Raw genomic sequence first — 15384 nt, forward strand, 5'->3', positions numbered from 1 at the left:
TTGGTCGCGAACGGTTCTCAAGACGAACGGGTTGAACTCGGATCACCGCGCTAAGCGCCGCCTCCATCGCGGGCGAACCGGCGCATGGCGTCCAGCGTCTCGGCGCTGAGATGATGTTCGAGGCCCTCGGCGTCAATCTCCGCGATGTCGCTCGACACGCCGAGCGTGGTCAGGAAGCGGACGACGACTTCGTGGCGTTCCTTCGATTCGGCGGCCATCGCTGCACCCTGCGCGGTCAGGAAGATCGACCGATAGGGCCGCATCTCGATGAGGTCGTCGCGCTTCAGGCGGTTCAGCGTGTTGGCGACGGTGGCGGGCGTCACGCCAAGGCGCTCGGCCAGGTCGGTGGCGCGCGCCTCACCCGTTTCGGCGATCAGATCGGCGATCAGTTCGACATAATCCTCCTGCACCTCGGTACGGTGCGCCAGGCGGACGCGTGCGAAACGACGCGCCTGTTCTCCTGCATCCGGCAACGCCACGCGGCAATCTCCTCTAGATGTCGGTATCTCGCACAACCCAGTATAATAACCAAACATTAGCACTGGCTAAACTTACGAGCATGTGCATAAGGCTCGTCCGAAAGCCGCGGAGGTGTGAATGGACAAGCCTGCTCCCCCCACGCGCGCGTGGCGCACGCAATCGGGATCGAGCCTTCCGGAAGTGTTCCGCACCATCGCGATTCCCCGCGACGCGCGCTTCTGGACCAAGCTCGGCGCGTTTTCCGGCCCCGGCTATCTGGTCGCTGTCGGCTATATGGACCCCGGCAACTGGGCGACCGATCTGGCGGGCGGATCGCAATTCGGCTATACGCTGCTCTCGGTCATCCTGCTGTCGAACATCATGGCGATCGTGCTTCAGGCGCTGTCGGCCAAGCTCGGCATCGTCACCGGCCGCGACCTGGCCCAGGCGTGCCGCGACCATTACAGCCGCCCGGTCGGCTTCATGCTGTGGGTCGCGTGCGAACTGGCCATCGTCGCGTGCGACCTGGCCGAGGTGATCGGCACGGCCATCGCGCTGCAGCTGCTGTTCGGGATTCCGCTGGTCTGGGGGGTGTGCCTGACCGCGCTCGACGTGCTGCTGATCCTGCTGCTCCAGCAACGCGGCTTTCGCAAGCTGGAGGCGTTCATCATCGCCTTGCTCGTCATCATCGCGGGCTGTTTCGTGGTCGAATTGGCGCTGTCGCAGCCTGCGATCGGCGACGTGCTGCGCGGCTATCTGCCCACCGCGCAGGTGGTGACGAACCCCGCGATGCTCTACATCGCGATCGGTATCCTGGGGGCGACCGTCATGCCCCACAATCTCTATCTCCATTCGTCGATCGTGCAGACCCGCGCGTTCGAGCGCGACGATGCCGGGCGGCGCGAGGCGATCCGCTATGCCACGCTGGACAGCACGGTCGCGCTGATGCTGGCGCTGTTCATCAATTCGGCGATCCTGATCCTGGCCGCATCGACGTTCTACGTCGCCGGGCGCACCGACGTGGCCGAGATCGGCGACGCCTATCAGCTGCTGACGCCGATGCTCGGCGCAGGCATCGCGAGCACGCTGTTCGCGGTAGCGTTGCTGGCATCGGGACAGAATTCGACGATCACCGCCACGCTGGCCGGGCAGATCGTCATGGAAGGATTCCTCAAAATCCGGCTGCCCGCGTGGCAACGGCGGCTGATTACCCGCCTGCTCGCCATCATCCCGGCGGTGAGCGTGGCAATCCTCTATGGCGACCGCGGGACCACGCAATTGCTGGTGCTCAGTCAGGTGGTGCTGTCGATGCAGCTTCCCTTCGCCGTCATCCCGCTGGTCGCCTTCACCAGCAACCGCGCCAAGATGGGCAAGTTCGTCAATCCGGGGTGGCTGAAATGGTCCGCGTGGATCATCGCGGCGGTGATCGTCGGACTGAACGTCAAGCTGCTCGCGACCTTCGTGGGGCTGGTCTGATGCGCGCGCTGATTGCGCTGTGTCTGCTCGCCGCGCCGCTGCCGGCGTTCGCGCAGGCGGGCACGCAAACCCGCCGCGAGATGTCGACGGACCGCCCGGACAAGACCGAGTCGCCCTATACCGTGGATGAGGGCCGCTTTCAGTTCGAGCTGGATTTCGCGACCTATACGCGGGACCGGGCGGAGGGCGTGCTGGACGAAACCTACGCGATCATGCCGGTCAATCTGAAATATGGCATCGGCCGCGATACCGATCTGCAGGTCATCGTCGAACCGTATCTGCGCCGGATCGCGACGGACGGGCGCGCGGGAGCGCGGGATACCACCGACGGGTTCGGCGACGTCACCGTCCGGCTGAAACACAATCTGTGGGGCAACGACGGGGGCGGCACCGCATTGGGGATCATGCCGTTCGTCCGATTGCCGACGAACAGCGCGGACCTGGGGAGCCGCAAGGCCGAGTTCGGCGTCATCGTCCCGCTGGCGATCAAGCTGTCCGAGAGCATCGACCTGGGCCTGATGACCGAAGTCGATATGGTGGAGGACGACGACGCGCGGAGCTATCGGGCGAGCTTCGTCAATTCGGCCACGCTCGGCTTCTCGCTCACCGATCGGCTGGGTCTCTATACCGAATTGTTCACCGAACGCGGGGAGGATTGGATCGTCACCGGGGACGTCGGCGTGACCTACGCCCTGTCCGATTACACGCAAATCGACTTTGGCGCGAACATCGGCATCACGCGGGCGGCCGACGATCTGGGCATCTTCGCCGGATTGTCGAGGCGGTTCTGAGCGGCGGTGCGGTATCCATGCGGACGTGCCTGATCCTGGGCGGCGCGCGATCGGGCAAAAGCCGGCGGGCGCTGGAGATCGCGGAGACCTGCTCGGGCGCGCTGCATTTCGTGGCGACCGCGCAGGCGTTCGATGCAGAGATGGCCGAGCGCATCGCGCGACACCGGGCGGAACGCGACGCGCGTTGGACGACGACCGAGGCGCCGATCGATCTGCCCGATGCGATCGCGGGCGCGAGCGACGGCCATGCAGTGCTGCTGGTCGACTGCCTGACCTTGTGGCTGTCCAACCTGATGCTTGGCGGCCACGACGTCGATCGGGCGACGCGCAGTCTGCTCGATCAGGTGGCCGCACCCCGGTCGGCCATGCTGCTGTTCGTCTCGAACGAGCTCGGCCTGGGGCTGGTGCCCGAAACGCCGCTGGGGCGCCAGTTCCGCGACGAGCAGGGCCGGCTGAACCAGCGTATCGCCGCGCTGGTCGGTCGGGTGGAGTTCGTCGCGGCGGGATTGCCGCTGGTGCTCAAGGGGTAGATTCCAGCGCCGCTGCCAGCCGTGCCAGCGCGGCCGGGCCGGCGGGCAGGCCGATGCGCAGGCGATCGGGCGGGTCGGCGAAGCGGCGGACGTAGATCCCGGCGGCGGCAAGCACCGCCCAACGCCGGTGCGCGTCCCCAACCGCGACGAAGCGGAACAAAGGCGTCCCGCCTGCGACCGTCAGTCCATTGCCCGCCAGCACCGCGTCGAGCGCCGCGGTTTCCCGGGCCAGCCGGTCTAGGGTCTCGCGCCGCCAGTCCTCATCGGCATAAGCGACGCTGCCCAGCTTCAGCGCCGGTCCCGATACGCTCCATCCGCCGAGCAGCATCGCCATCGCGTCGAGCGTCCCCGCAGACCCAAGTAACGCCGCCAGCCTCAGCCCCGCCAGGCCGTAGAACTTGCCAAACGAGCGCAGGACCACCAGCCCGTCCATGCCGGCCCGCGCGGCGATAGACAGGTCGGACGCGACCTCGGCGAAAGCCTCGTCCACCACCATCCATCCGCCCCGCGCAGCCTGAACATCGGCTGCGGCGCACACCATGTCGGGCGAAACCGTCCGGCCATCGGGGTTGTTGGGGTTGCACAGCACGATCGCCCCCGCCCGTGTATCGAGTGCGGCCTCCAGCGTCGGTACGGCGACGACCGTCCGGCCCGCGGCAGTCCAGGCGCGCGCATGGTCGCCATAGGTGGGCGACACGATCGCGACGCTCGCCGCGCCCAGGACCAGCGGGAGCAGGCGGATCGCGATTTCGCTGCCCGGCACCGGCAGGATCGCCGCCACGTCTGCCCCGAACGCGGTCGCCATCGCGTGGGCGCATGTCCGACGGGCTTCGATGGTCGGCAGCCGCGTCCAATCCGCGCCGGTAATCGCGTCGAGCGGATAGGGCCGGGGGTTGATCCCGGTGGACAGATCCACCCACGGTTCGGGCGCATCGGGAAAGGCGCGCCGCATCGCGTCCAGCGCGCCGCCGTGGACGAGGTCGTCGCTCACCGGATGGCGGCCAGCGCCAGTATCCCGGCTGCCAGCAGGATTGCCCGCACCGCTACGGCCAGCGCTCTGCCGATCGCTGCCGCTTCTGGATCGACGCCCGCAAGGTTGAGCCAGGGTTCGTCCGCCATACGCGCGGCGTAATGCCGCGGTCCCGACAGGCGGATGCCGAGCGCCCCCGCCATCGCGGCCTCCGGCCAGCCCGCGTTGGGCGAGCGATGCCGCCGCGCATCGCGCCACGCGGTCTTGGCGGCGGTCCACGACCAGCCGGCCACCGCGATCAGCCCCGCCGTCAGTCGTGCGGGCACCAGGTTGGCGACATCATCCAGCCGCGCTGCGAAGCCGCCAAAGGTTTCGTGCCGCGCTGTCCGGTGTCCGATCATCGAGTCGAGCGTGTTGATCGCCTTGTACGCCGCAAGTCCGGGCAGACCGGCGACGGCACCCCAGAACAACGGGGCGATGACACCGTCCGAAAGGTTTTCGGCGAGGCTCTCGATCGCGGCGCGTGCCACGCCCGCCTCATCGAGCCGGGTCACGTCGCGCCCGACGATCCGGGCCACCGTTGTTCGCGCCGCAGCTAGGCCGTCGGTCGCAAGCGATCGGCGCACCGCATCGACATGCTCGTACAGGCTGCGTGCCGCGACGAGCGTGGCGGCGGAGACGACTTGCAGCACGACGCCCACCGGACCCGGCACCGCCGAGATCGCCATTGCTACGGCGATGGCGACGCAAAGAACACTCACGGTCGCGGCCATTCCCAGCAAATAACGTGGTGCCGATCCGAAATCGGAGCGGTTCCATGCGTGATCGAGCCGGTGGATCAGCGCACCCAGCCACGTCACCGGATGGCCGATCCGGCTGTGGATCGCGTCGGGCCAGCCGATCGCCGCCTCCAGCACCAGTGCCGCCAGCATCGTCGCGGCATGCGAAGTCACCCACCGATCCAGCCGGGTGCGCGCGCGGCGGCGATCACCGCATCGACGTCCAGCGCGGCCTCGATCCCGTCGGCAAGTTCGTCTAGCGCCGCATCGACGGCACCGTCATAGGCGAGCGGCGAGGTCGGAACGCCGAGGCGCTGGAGCCATGAGCGGCGGAATGTGTCGTCGGCGAACAGCCCGTGGACGTAGGTGCCCTCGACCAGGCCATCGACGGCGCCGTCGGGGCCATCGTCCAGCATCAGCATCGGCCGGGCCAGCGCGTCCCCCGTCGTGCGGCCCGAATGGATCTCATACCCCCTGACAGGCGCATCCGTTCTGGCGCAGCGGCCGGCGACGACGCGAACGTGCTTGTCGGCGAGCATCTGCGTGTCCATCGCGAGCAGCCCCAGTCCGGAGGCGTCGCCCGCTGGTCCTTCGATCCCCAGCGGATCGCGCACTGTGCGGCCGAGCATCTGGAACCCGCCGCATATACCCAGCACACGCCCCCCGGTGCGCGCATGCGCCAGGATGTCGTGATCCCATCCCTGGGTGCGCAGAAAGCGCAGATCTTCGATCGTCGCCTTGGTTCCGAAAAGGATCACCGCGTCCGCATCGCGCGGGATCGGCTTGCCCGGCGGAATGAAGGCGAAATCCACCCCCGGCTCCATCCGCAGCGGATCGGCGTCATCGAAATTGGCGAGCCGCGACATCATCGGCGCGACGATCCTCAACCCGGCCGTGCGCGAAGCGGCGGGTCGATCGAGCGCGACCGCATCTTCGGCGGGGAGACGTGCGGCGGCGGCGAGCCAGGGGATCACGCCGAAGCTGCGCCACCCCGTCGCGCGCTCGATGGCCACAAGGCCGTCGTCGAACAGCGCAAGGTCGCCCCGGAATTTGTTGATCGCGAAGCCGACGATCATCACGGAATCGGCGGCGTCGATCACGGCATGCGTGCCGACCAGCGCGGCGATGACCCCGCCGCGGTCGATGTCGCCGACCAGCAGCACGGGCACGCCGGCTGCGCGTGCGAACCCCATGTTGGCGATGTCGCGCGTGCGAAGGTTCACCTCGGCCGGGCTGCCGGCACCCTCGACGATCACCAGGTCGTGCGCATCGGTGAGGCGCGCGAAGCTGTCGAGAACGGCGGGGAGCAGGCGGTGCCGCCCCGCCATATAGGCGGCCGCATCCTCCGACCCGATCGCCCGGCCGTGGACGATCACCTGCGCGCGGCGGTCGCTCTGCGGCTTGAGCAGCACCGGGTTCATGTCGACATGGGGTGCAACCCCCGCGGCGCGCGCCTGCAGCGCCTGCGCCCGGCCGATCTCGCCCCAAGACCCATCGGCGTTTGCGCAGGCCGCCGCGTTGTTGGACATGTTCTGCGGCTTGAAGGGTGCGACCGACAGGCCGCGGCGCCTGGCGATCCGGCACAATCCGGCGACGATCAGCGACTTGCCGACATCCGAGCCGGTGCCCTGGATCATGATGGCGCGGGCGATCAGACCGCTCCGTCGATCAGCACGCGACCATTTTCGACGCGTGCGGCCACGCCATAGACGGCGGCGATCCGTTCGGGCGTCAGCGTAGCGGCGGCCGGGCCGTCGGCGACGATCGCGCCGCCCGCCATCCACACCAGCCGATCGGCGTAACGCGCGGCGAGATCGAGATCGTGGAGGACCACGACCGCACCGCCGCCGGAATCGACATGGCCGCGCAGCAGGCGCAGCACGCGGTGCTGGGCGCGTGGATCGAGCGAGGCGACAGGCTCGTCCGCGACGATCATCGCAGCCTCCGCCGCGAGCGCACGGGCGCAGTGGACGCGGGCCAGTTCGCCGCCTGACAGCGTATCGGTGGCGCGACCGGCCAGCGGCGCGAGGTCGCAGGCCGCGATCGCGCGGTCGACGGCGTCCGCATCGGCTGCTCCCAACCGTCCGGGTGCCGCCCCGTGCGCGAAGCGGCCGAGCGCGACCACATCGCGCACCGATTGCGGCCAGGCGAGCGGGCGTGCCTGGGGCAGATAGGCGCAGGCGCGTGCGCGCGCGGCGGGGGACAGCTGCGCGGCCGTCTTGCCGTCGATCGTCGCGGACCCCTCGCCGGGCGAGAGCAGCCCGAGCGCGACGCGCAGCAACGTGGTCTTGCCCGCGCCATTGGGGCCGAGCAGCACGGTCAGCGCGCCGGGGGCGAAGGCCAGGGTGGCGGGGCGTAGGATGACTGTCCCCTTCACGCCATGCGTTGCGCCATCCAGGCGGAGTTCGGTCATGCGCCCGTCCTCCGCCGCGCCGCGATCAGCACGAACAGCGGCGCGCCGACCAGTGCGGCGACAACGCCCAGCTTCAATTCGCTGTCGGTCGGCAACACGCGCACGCCGATGTCGGCCACCACCAGGAACAGCCCGGCGAGCAGGGCGGAGGGAAGGAGGCTACGCGCCGGATCGTGCCCGACCCGCGCGCGCACCAGATGCGGCGCGACGATGCCGACGAAGCCGATCGTTCCCGCCATCGACACCGCGCCGCCTGTCGCCAGCCCGGCGCCGAGCACCACCGCGAGGCGCTGACGCGACAGGTTCAGCCCGATCCCGCTCGCTGCCTCCTCCCCCAGCGTCAGGGCGGACAGCCCGCGCCGGGTCGCGAAGAGAAGGGTCAGGCCCGCGATGATGAACGGCGCGGCAAAGGCGATGTCGGCAAAGCTGCGGTTCGCGACCGATCCCATCATCCAATTGACCATGTCGGCCAGGCTGAACGGATTCGGCGCCAGGTTCATCAGCAAGGCCATCAGTGCCCCCGCGAAGCTCGACAGTCCGACGCCGACCAGGACCAGCGTCACCACCGACCGGGTTCTCGGCGCGACCGCCGCGATCAGCGCGGTCGCCGCAAGCGCGCCGCCGACCGCGGCCAGCGGCAACGCCCAGGGAAATGCCTCCGCCAATCCCCAGTAGAGCACGACAGTCGCGACGAGGGCGGCCGAGGCGGATACGCCGAGCACGCCCGGTTCGGCGAGCGGGTTGCGCAGCAGGCCCTGCAGCGCCGCGCCGCTGGCGCCGAGCGCCGCGCCGACCACGAACGCGGCGAGCGCGCGTGGCAGGCGGATGGCCCAGACGACTACCGCGTCACCCGGCTCTCCGCCGCCGACAAGCGCCGCGAGCAGCCGTCCGGCTGGCAAGGGTGTCGACCCGAGTAGGCACGCGGCCACGATCGCGAGCAGCGCCGCTATACCGAGCGCGACCGAAAGCGCACGGCCGTTCATCGCCTTGCTCCTGCGTTCGCCAGCGCCTCGATCGCGTCGAGCAGGAACCAGCCGCCGCACGCGGTCCATGCCCCCTCGATCCCGACCACCGGCCGGTCGCGGAGCTGCGCGCGCGCGATCGGGTGGCGCGCGGCGCTCCACCGATCGGGATGGTTGGTCCTGGAGCCGAAGAAGGCCGCGGCCACCACGTCCGGGCCGCCATAGGCCAGCCGTTCGAGCGGCAGCGGCTGCCATCCAGAGTCGCGCTGAAAATTGCGATAGCCCGCGGTTCGCAGCATCTCGTCCACCAGCGTACCCGCGCCGGTCGTCACCCCGCCCGGCGTCATGTAGAGCGCGGTCTGCTTCATCGGCCTGCGCCGGAGCGCGGCGAGACGGGCGTCCATCTGCACCGCGACGCGCTCTCCCGCCACCGGTTCGCCCAGCCCCTCGGCCACGTCGACCAGGGTCTGCCGGACACCGGCGATGTCCGACGCATAGCCGATCTGGAGCACCGGCACCCCGGCCTTCTCGAGGAACGCGGCCACGCCGGGGCCGCCGCCATAGGAGCGGATGACGAGATCGGGGCGGAGCACCAGCACGTCCTCCGCCCGCGGCGCGACGCTCGCGACGCCGCGGGCCGCTTTGCGCATGTACGAGAAGTCGCTTTGCGCATCCGGCGACAGCGCCAGGATGCGATCGCGCGCGACCAGTTTCAGCGCATATTGGTCGGCGCAATAATCCAGGCTGACGATCCGCATTGGCCGCACCGGCAGCTGGGGCAGCGACGGGGCGGGGGCCTGTGCGCACCCGGCCAGCGCCAATGGGACGGCCAGCGCGCGGATCATATCTTCAGCCGCACGCCGGCATAAGCGGCACGCCCCAGCGTGCCGTAGCCCAGGATCGTCTCATACTTCTCGTCGAACAGATTCTCGATCCGCCCGAAGAGTTCGATTCCCTGCCCGATCGGGTAGGCCGCGCGGATGTCGGCCAGGACATATCCGTCGAGGCGGCTGGTGTTGGCGGCATTGTCGAAGCTGTCCCCGACATGCGCCAGCGTGGCGCCCGCCTGAAGCCCGAAATCAAAGGCATAATCGGCGATTACGCTGACGGTCTGGCGTGGTCGCCGGGCGAGTTGGAGCCGGTTGAGCCGGTTCCGTGCGTCGATGAAGCTGTATTGGCCCCGAAGCGTGAAGCGGTCGATCGGACGCAAGGTCGCGCTGAGTTCGACGCCTTGCGCGCGGGTTAGGCGGATGTTGTCGTAGGTGCCCGAAGGCCGGCCGACGCAGATCGCAGCGGGGTTGCGGGTGCAGGAAATGAAGTCGATCTGATTTTCGGTATTGCGGTGGAAATAGGTCGCCGCCAGGTCCACTCGGCCGCCGAACCGCTGGCCGATCCCAACCTCCCAGCTCTCCGATCGTTCGGGGGCGAGCGTGGTGTTGCCGAAGTTGCTGTAGAGCTGGAACAGCGACGGCGCCTTGAAGCCTTCGCCGTAGGCCGCGCGCAGGCGGGTCGCGCCGCCGTTGGGGCTGTACACGCCCGAGGCCGCGAAGGTCGTCGCATCGCCGAAGGTCTGATGGTCGTCGTGACGGACTCCGCCGGTCAGGACCCCGCCGGCGAACGGCTTGACGCTCGCCTCCCCGTAGACGCTGCTGATCCGCACGTCGGCGCCGGCCGGCGCCCCGCCGAAGCTGGCGGACACGTAGCGCGAGGTTTCCGTCTCCGCACCGAACGTCGCATCGACGGGATCGAGATCGACGACGCCCTGATATTCGAAGCGCTCGTTTTCGCCCTGCGCGTCGAAGGTCGTGCGGATCGCGCCATCGGGGTCGATGTTGGTCCGCTCCGTCCGGGTATAGGCGAAGGCGAAACGGTTGCGGAACCGGCCGCCCAGCAACGTCGCGTTGACGCCGCCATAGCCGACCAGTTCGCGCGTCTTTCCCCCCTCGCGCGTGTCGGCGAAGGCGAAGGCCGGGGCGGGGAAGCCGTCGACATCGGCCTCGCCGTCCGAATAGAAGCCGCGCAGGTCGATCGAGACGGTGTCGGTAAGGTCGATCAGCGCGCGCGCGTTCACCCCGAAATTGTCGAACCCGTCGCGCTCGCGCCCGCCGCTTTTTTCGTCGAGGGCTGAGATGCCGTCGGTGCGGAAATAGCCCGCGCCCGCGCTTGCCGCGACCGGGCCGACGCGCGCCGAGACGTTGCCGAACGCCTGATACGTATCGCGCCACCCGCCTTCCGCGCGCGCATTGATGCGCAGGGCGTCGGTGGGCGCGGCGGTGAGCAGGTTGACGACGCCGCCGATCGCCTGGCTGCCCCAGATCACGGATTGCGACCCGCGAACGACCTCGATCCGTTCGATGTTGCCGACCAGGAGGTTCCCGAAATTATACCCGCTGCCGGTCGAGGACGGATCGTTGAGCTTCACCCCGTCAATCAGGACGACGTTCTGGTCGCTGTCGGCGCCGCGGATGTTGACGCCGGTGGCGGTGCCCGGGCCGCCGTTGCGGGTGAAGGTGACGCCGGGCACGGTGCGGAGCAGATCGACCACAGTCTGCGACTGACGGCGGCGTATCTCGTCGGCAGCGATGACGGTGACCGATTGCGCGACCTCGTCTGCGGGCCGTGCGGTACGGTTGGCGGTCACGATGACATCGCCGGCAGCCCCGGCGGCCGAATCGAGATCGCGGCCGGTCTGGGCGGAGGCGGGGGCCGCGATGGCGATCGCCAGCGCGCCGGCGCTGGCAGGTAGAATGGAGAAGCGGAACATGGGGACGGTCCTTCACGCGTCGCCGCCGCCGAGCGGAAACGCGAACATACGACAGGAATGGCCCGCCCGCTAAAAGCGGACGCGACGACGGCCGAACTGTCGTTACGAAAGGAGCATGCTCCCCATCCCCATTGGCTGGACCCGGCCCGGGACGAACGACGCGACGGCAGGTCTCCTGACTCGCCGATCAGCGCCTCGGGCCGTCTTCCCGGAGGGTTAGCTCCAGTGACATGGTGGCCGTCGACTCCTGGCTCACAGTTGCGGGCACAGTCCCGGTATCGCACCGGGTTCCCTCTTCGCCTCCGCGTTGCCGCGGCGGAACCGTCTGTCGCGCGCCATCGCCGCCACCGCAGCTGTTGTCAACGGCGGCGGTTCGCCCGGGGTGCCCGTGCCCCCTCAGAAGTCGATGCCCTTCTGCGCCTTGATCCCGGCCTGGAACGGATGCTTCACCTCGACCATGTCGCTGACCAGATCGGCATAGGCGATCAGTTCGGCCTTGGCGTCGCGCCCGGTGAGGATGACGCTGGTGCGCGCCGATCGCGCGGCCAACCCCGCGATCACGGCTTCAACGCCGAGATAGTCGTAACGCAGCGCGATGTTGATCTCGTCCAGCACCACGAGATCGAACGCGCCCGACGCCATCATCTCTGCGCCCTTGGCGAACGCGACGCGGGCGGCGGCGATGTCGCGGTCGCGGTCCTGGGTGTCCCAGGTGAAGCCCTCGCCCATCGTCGCCCAAGTCACTTCGTCTGGGAAGCGATCGAAGAACCGGCGCTCGCCCGTCACCCATTTGCCCTTGATGAACTGCACCACGCCGACACGCTGTCCCCAGCCGAGCGCGCGGATGATGACGCCGAAGGCGGAGGACGACTTGCCCTTGCCGTTGCCGGTGTGGACGAGGACCAGGCCGCGCGCCGCGTCCGCCGATGCCTTGCGCTTCGCGTCCTGCTCCGCTTTCAGCGCCTGCATCCGCGTCTTGTGGTCGTCGGCTTCGTCCATGTATCAATCCTCAGATGGCGATCCACCCGCCATAGGCCAGCGTGAAGCGCCACGCATCATCGCGCTCGGCGGCGGCGCGCGCGGCGCGGACCACCCCCTGATGTGTCACCATCAGCGTGGACCCGGGCGCCGCGCGGGCATCGGCCAGCGCGCCCGCGACCCGCGCGGCGAAGGTCGCGATGGACTCCCCGCCGTGCGGCCGTGCATCGTGGAAGTCCGCGGCCCAGGCGTCGATCTCCGGGCGGGGTATATCGTCCCAGCGCAGCCCCTCCCATGCGCCGAAATCCATCTCGGCAAGCCGGGCGTCGATCGTCACCGGCTTGTCCGTTGCGGCGACGATCACGTCGGCGAGGCGGCGACATCGCCGCAGCGGACTGGTGATGAGACGATCGAACGCGGGCAGATCGGGCAGCAGCGCGGCGGCTTCCTGCGCGAAGGTGTCGGCGCAATCGAGGTCGCTCGCACCATAGCAGACGCCGGCGGCGACCGCGGGTCGGGTGTGGCGCAGCAGGATCAGGCGCACGCCAGCAGCCCGAGATACAGCCCCACCTCGCTCAACTGCTGGACCGCGCCCAGGCAATCGCCCGTATAGCCGCCCAGCCGCCGTTCGAACACGGCGCGCCCCCCGAGATGCCCCAGCGCAAGCCCGCCCAATGCCCATGCGAGAACCGCGCCGCCGAGCATCCAGCCCAGTCCGCCTGCGAGCAGAGCGCCGGTGGCGAGCGCAAAGGTCAGGCTGCGCACGGACAGTCCGCTGGCGGTGAACTTGCCGGTGCCTTCGTCGCGCGCATAGCGGGCGGTCGCGATCACCAGCACCGCCGACAGCCGGCTCAGTCCGTGCCCGGCGACCAGCGCGACCGCCGCCGCCGCGATCGGCAAGGCGGCGAGGCTCGCGATCTTGAGCGCCAGCACGATGGCCAGGGCCAGGGTGCCATAGGTTCCGATCCGGCTGTCGCGCATGATCTCCAGCGTGCGAATACGATCCGCGCCGCCGCCGATGCCGTCGAATGTGTCGGCCAGCCCGTCCTCATGGAAAGCGCCGGTAAGCAGGAGGGTGGCGCCGGAGGACAACAGCATGGCGACGAGCGGCGTGAACGCCTGGTCCGTCACCAGCAGCACGGCCGCCGCGAACGCACCGACCAGCGCGCCCACCAGCGGGTAATGGCGCACCGCGGCGCGTAACCGCTCGGGTGTGTACGCGCCTGCGGGAACCGGCACGCGGGTCAGGAACTGCACGGCGACCGCGAAGGTCGCGGTTTCGTTTGCCAGCCGGCGCCTCACGCGGAACGGCTCATTCGTGCCCGCTCACGCCCGCATCCGCAGATGTGGCCATCTCGCGCAGCATCGCGGCGGCGGCCTTCACGAGCGGCCATGCGAGCAGCGCGCCCGTTCCCTCGCCCAGCCGCATGCCGAGGTCGAGCAGCGGCTGTGCGCCGAGACGGTCCAGCAGGAGTGTGTGCCCAGGTTCGGCCGAGCGGTGCGCGAATACCAGCGCGTCGCGGCTCGCCGGATTCAGGCCGGTCGCGGCCAGTGCCGCGGTGGTGGCGATGAAGCCGTCGACGATCACGATCCGGCCGCTCGCCGCGCCAGCCAGCGCCGCGCCCGTCATCATCACGATCTCGAACCCGCCATATTCCCGCAGCGCGTCTGCGGGTGCGAGCGTCGCTGCGGTGCGGGCGGCCGCTCTTTCCAGCACCGTGCATTTGCGTTCCAGTCCTGCGGCATCGACGCCGGTGCCCGGCCCGACCAGATCGCGCACCGGCGATCCCATCAGCTTGGCGGCGATCAGGGCGGCGGCCGATGTGTTGCCGATCCCCATTTCGCCCAGGCATATCGCCTCTCCCGGCGTCGCGGCGACCAGGTCGCGGCCCGCCACGATCGCGCGCTCATATTGCGCGGCGCTCATCGCGGGTTCGTCGGCCATGTTGCGCGTCCCCGGCGCGATACGGCGCGAGAGGAGATCGGGGTGAACAACCGGATCGCCGGCGACGCCCGCGTCGATGACCCGCACGTCCACGCCCACCGAGCGTGCGAAGACGGTCGCCGCAGCACCGCCGGCGAGGAAGTTCAGCAGCATCTGGCGGGTGACTTCCTGCGGATAGGCCGATACGCCTTCCGCGACGACCCCGTGATCGGCCGCGAACAGAAGCAGCGTCGCGCGCTCGACGATCGGCGACAGCGAGTGCTGCACGCTTGCGATCTGGGCCGCCAACGCCTCCACCCGCCCGAGCGATCCTTGCGGCTTCGTCTTGGCATCGAGCGCGCGGATGATCTCGGCATTTGATAAAGGCAACGCAGGCGACCTCGTTCTCGCTGGGACGATGCGCGCCCTACTTCATGGTGCTCGGAATCCAAACGCCTCCGCCGGGTTGACGCCGGCAAGGCCATGCGATTTGTTCCAGCTTTCCGCCTGAACACGCTTGTGGTAAAAGTAAGTTTGACCCATAAAAGTAGGGATTGGAGTGCGGATGCGGTTTGCGGGCAAGAAGGTGCTGGTCACGGCGGCTGCACACGGGATCGGGCGCGCGACCGCGGAGCGGCTCCGCGACGAGGGTGCGTTGGTCTGGGCGCTCGATCGCGATCGTGAGGCCCTGGACGCAATCGAGGGCGTGCGCCCCGTCTTCGCCGATCTGACCGACCCGCAGGCGATCGCCGCGCTCCCGCTCGTCACCGGGCCGATCGACGTGCTGGCCAATATCGGGGGCTTCGTCGCGGCGGGCGACATTCTGGAATGCGACGACGCCGACTGGGCGCTCAGCTTCGACCTCAACGTCAACGCGATGCACCGCACCATCCGCGCGTTCCTGCCCGGCATGCTGGCGCAGGGCGCCGGGGCGATCGTGAACATGAGCAGCATCGCGTCGAGCGTGAAAGGCATCCCCAACCGTTATGCCTACGGCGCGAGCAAGGCGGCGGTGATCGGGCTGACCAAGGCGGTGGCCGCGGATTTCGTCGGGCGCGGCATCCGGTGCAACGCGGTGTGCCCCGGCACCGTGGAGACCCCGTCGCTGCGCGCGCGCGTCGTCGCGCAGGCCGATGCGCAGGGGGTGAGCGTGCCCGAGGCCGACGCCGCCTTCGTCGCGCGCCAGCCGATGGGGCGGCTGGGCCGCGCCGATGAGATCGCCGCGCTGATCGCCTATCTCGCCAGCGACGAAGCGGGCTTCACCACCGGCGCGGTCCATGTGATCGACGGCGGCTGGGTCAATTGAGGACGATGCGATGACGCTGTTGCGCCATGGAC

16 protein-coding genes and 1 riboswitch are annotated in these 15384 nt (G+C 69.3%); of the genes, 4 read left to right on the forward strand and 12 right to left on the reverse strand.

Going from position 1 to position 15384, the window contains the following annotated elements; translation table 11 throughout:
* Positions 1–50: 50 nt before the first annotated feature.
* Positions 51–479, reverse strand: coding sequence for a manganese-binding transcriptional regulator MntR (gene mntR, locus VF643_RS13950; RefSeq protein ID WP_331043991.1), 429 nt, complete (start codon positions 477–479; stop codon positions 51–53).
* Positions 480–597: 118 nt separating this feature from the next.
* Here mntR and VF643_RS13955 point away from each other — a divergent pair, with 118 nt between their 5' ends.
* From VF643_RS13955 to cobU, 3 genes are read left to right on the forward strand one after another with little or no spacing between them, the layout of a single operon-like run.
* The gene (locus tag VF643_RS13955; protein WP_331043992.1) at positions 598–1935 is read left to right on the forward strand and encodes an Nramp family divalent metal transporter; all 1338 of its coding nucleotides are present in this window, start codon (positions 598–600) and stop codon (positions 1933–1935) included.
* Complete coding sequence (locus tag VF643_RS13960) at positions 1935–2726, forward strand: transporter (RefSeq protein WP_331043993.1); 792 nt, start codon at positions 1935–1937, stop codon at positions 2724–2726. Before VF643_RS13955 ends, VF643_RS13960 begins: the two co-directional genes overlap by 1 nt.
* 17 nt (positions 2727–2743) lie before the next feature.
* Positions 2744–3256 carry a bifunctional adenosylcobinamide kinase/adenosylcobinamide-phosphate guanylyltransferase gene (gene cobU, locus VF643_RS13965; RefSeq protein WP_331043994.1) on the forward strand — a complete coding sequence of 171 codons (513 nt, stop codon included), beginning with the start codon at positions 2744–2746 and terminating at the stop codon, positions 3254–3256.
* On the opposite strand, the gene cobD is transcribed toward cobU, so the two are convergent.
* The 11 genes from cobD to cobT form a co-directional block, all read right to left on the reverse strand.
* Positions 3246–4247, reverse strand: coding sequence for a threonine-phosphate decarboxylase CobD (gene cobD, locus VF643_RS13970; RefSeq protein WP_331043995.1), 1002 nt, complete (start codon positions 4245–4247; stop codon positions 3246–3248). The genes cobU and cobD overlap by 11 nt on opposite strands.
* A complete protein-coding gene (gene cbiB, locus VF643_RS13975) occupies positions 4244–5179 on the reverse strand; it encodes an adenosylcobinamide-phosphate synthase CbiB (protein WP_331043996.1) in 936 nt (311 codons plus the stop codon). Before cbiB ends, cobD begins: the two co-directional genes overlap by 4 nt.
* The gene (locus VF643_RS13980; RefSeq protein ID WP_331043997.1) at positions 5176–6642 is read right to left on the reverse strand and encodes a cobyric acid synthase; all 1467 of its coding nucleotides are present in this window, start codon (positions 6640–6642) and stop codon (positions 5176–5178) included. The genes cbiB and VF643_RS13980 overlap by 4 nt, the downstream gene beginning before the upstream one ends.
* Before the next feature lie 14 nt (positions 6643–6656).
* Positions 6657–7418 (reverse strand): ABC transporter ATP-binding protein, encoded by a 762-nt coding sequence (locus tag VF643_RS13985; protein WP_331043998.1) that lies wholly within the window; start codon positions 7416–7418, stop codon positions 6657–6659.
* A complete protein-coding gene (locus VF643_RS13990; protein WP_331043999.1) occupies positions 7415–8401 on the reverse strand; it encodes an iron ABC transporter permease in 987 nt (328 codons plus the stop codon). Before VF643_RS13990 ends, VF643_RS13985 begins: the two co-directional genes overlap by 4 nt.
* The gene (locus VF643_RS13995) at positions 8398–9225 is read right to left on the reverse strand and encodes an ABC transporter substrate-binding protein (RefSeq protein WP_331044000.1); all 828 of its coding nucleotides are present in this window, start codon (positions 9223–9225) and stop codon (positions 8398–8400) included. Before VF643_RS13995 ends, VF643_RS13990 begins: the two co-directional genes overlap by 4 nt.
* Complete coding sequence (locus VF643_RS14000) at positions 9222–11144, reverse strand: TonB-dependent receptor plug domain-containing protein (RefSeq protein WP_331044001.1); 1923 nt, start codon at positions 11142–11144, stop codon at positions 9222–9224. Before VF643_RS14000 ends, VF643_RS13995 begins: the two co-directional genes overlap by 4 nt.
* A gap of 148 nt (positions 11145–11292) precedes the next feature.
* Positions 11293–11484: riboswitch (cobalamin riboswitch) on the reverse strand.
* 56 nt (positions 11485–11540) lie between these two features.
* Complete coding sequence (gene cobO / locus VF643_RS14005) at positions 11541–12143, reverse strand: cob(I)yrinic acid a,c-diamide adenosyltransferase (RefSeq protein ID WP_331044002.1); 603 nt, start codon at positions 12141–12143, stop codon at positions 11541–11543.
* A 10-nt stretch (positions 12144–12153) separates the two neighbouring features.
* On the reverse strand, positions 12154–12666 hold the full coding sequence (cobC, locus tag VF643_RS14010; protein WP_331044003.1) for an alpha-ribazole phosphatase: 513 nt from the start codon (positions 12664–12666) through the stop codon (positions 12154–12156).
* On the reverse strand, positions 12657–13424 hold the full coding sequence (cobS, locus tag VF643_RS14015; protein WP_331044004.1) for an adenosylcobinamide-GDP ribazoletransferase: 768 nt from the start codon (positions 13422–13424) through the stop codon (positions 12657–12659). The genes cobC and cobS overlap by 10 nt, the downstream gene beginning before the upstream one ends.
* A gap of 10 nt (positions 13425–13434) precedes the next feature.
* Positions 13435–14436, reverse strand: coding sequence for a nicotinate-nucleotide--dimethylbenzimidazole phosphoribosyltransferase (cobT, locus tag VF643_RS14020; protein WP_331044005.1), 1002 nt, complete (start codon positions 14434–14436; stop codon positions 13435–13437).
* 175 nt (positions 14437–14611) lie between these two features.
* On the opposite strand from cobT, the gene VF643_RS14025 reads away from it, so the two are divergent.
* Positions 14612–15352 carry an SDR family oxidoreductase gene (locus VF643_RS14025; protein WP_331044006.1) on the forward strand — a complete coding sequence of 247 codons (741 nt, stop codon included), beginning with the start codon at positions 14612–14614 and terminating at the stop codon, positions 15350–15352.
* Positions 15353–15384 lie beyond the last annotated feature (32 nt).

The organism is Sphingomonas sp. (genome assembly GCF_036387595.1).
GTDB lineage: Bacteria > Pseudomonadota > Alphaproteobacteria > Sphingomonadales > Sphingomonadaceae > Sphingomonas.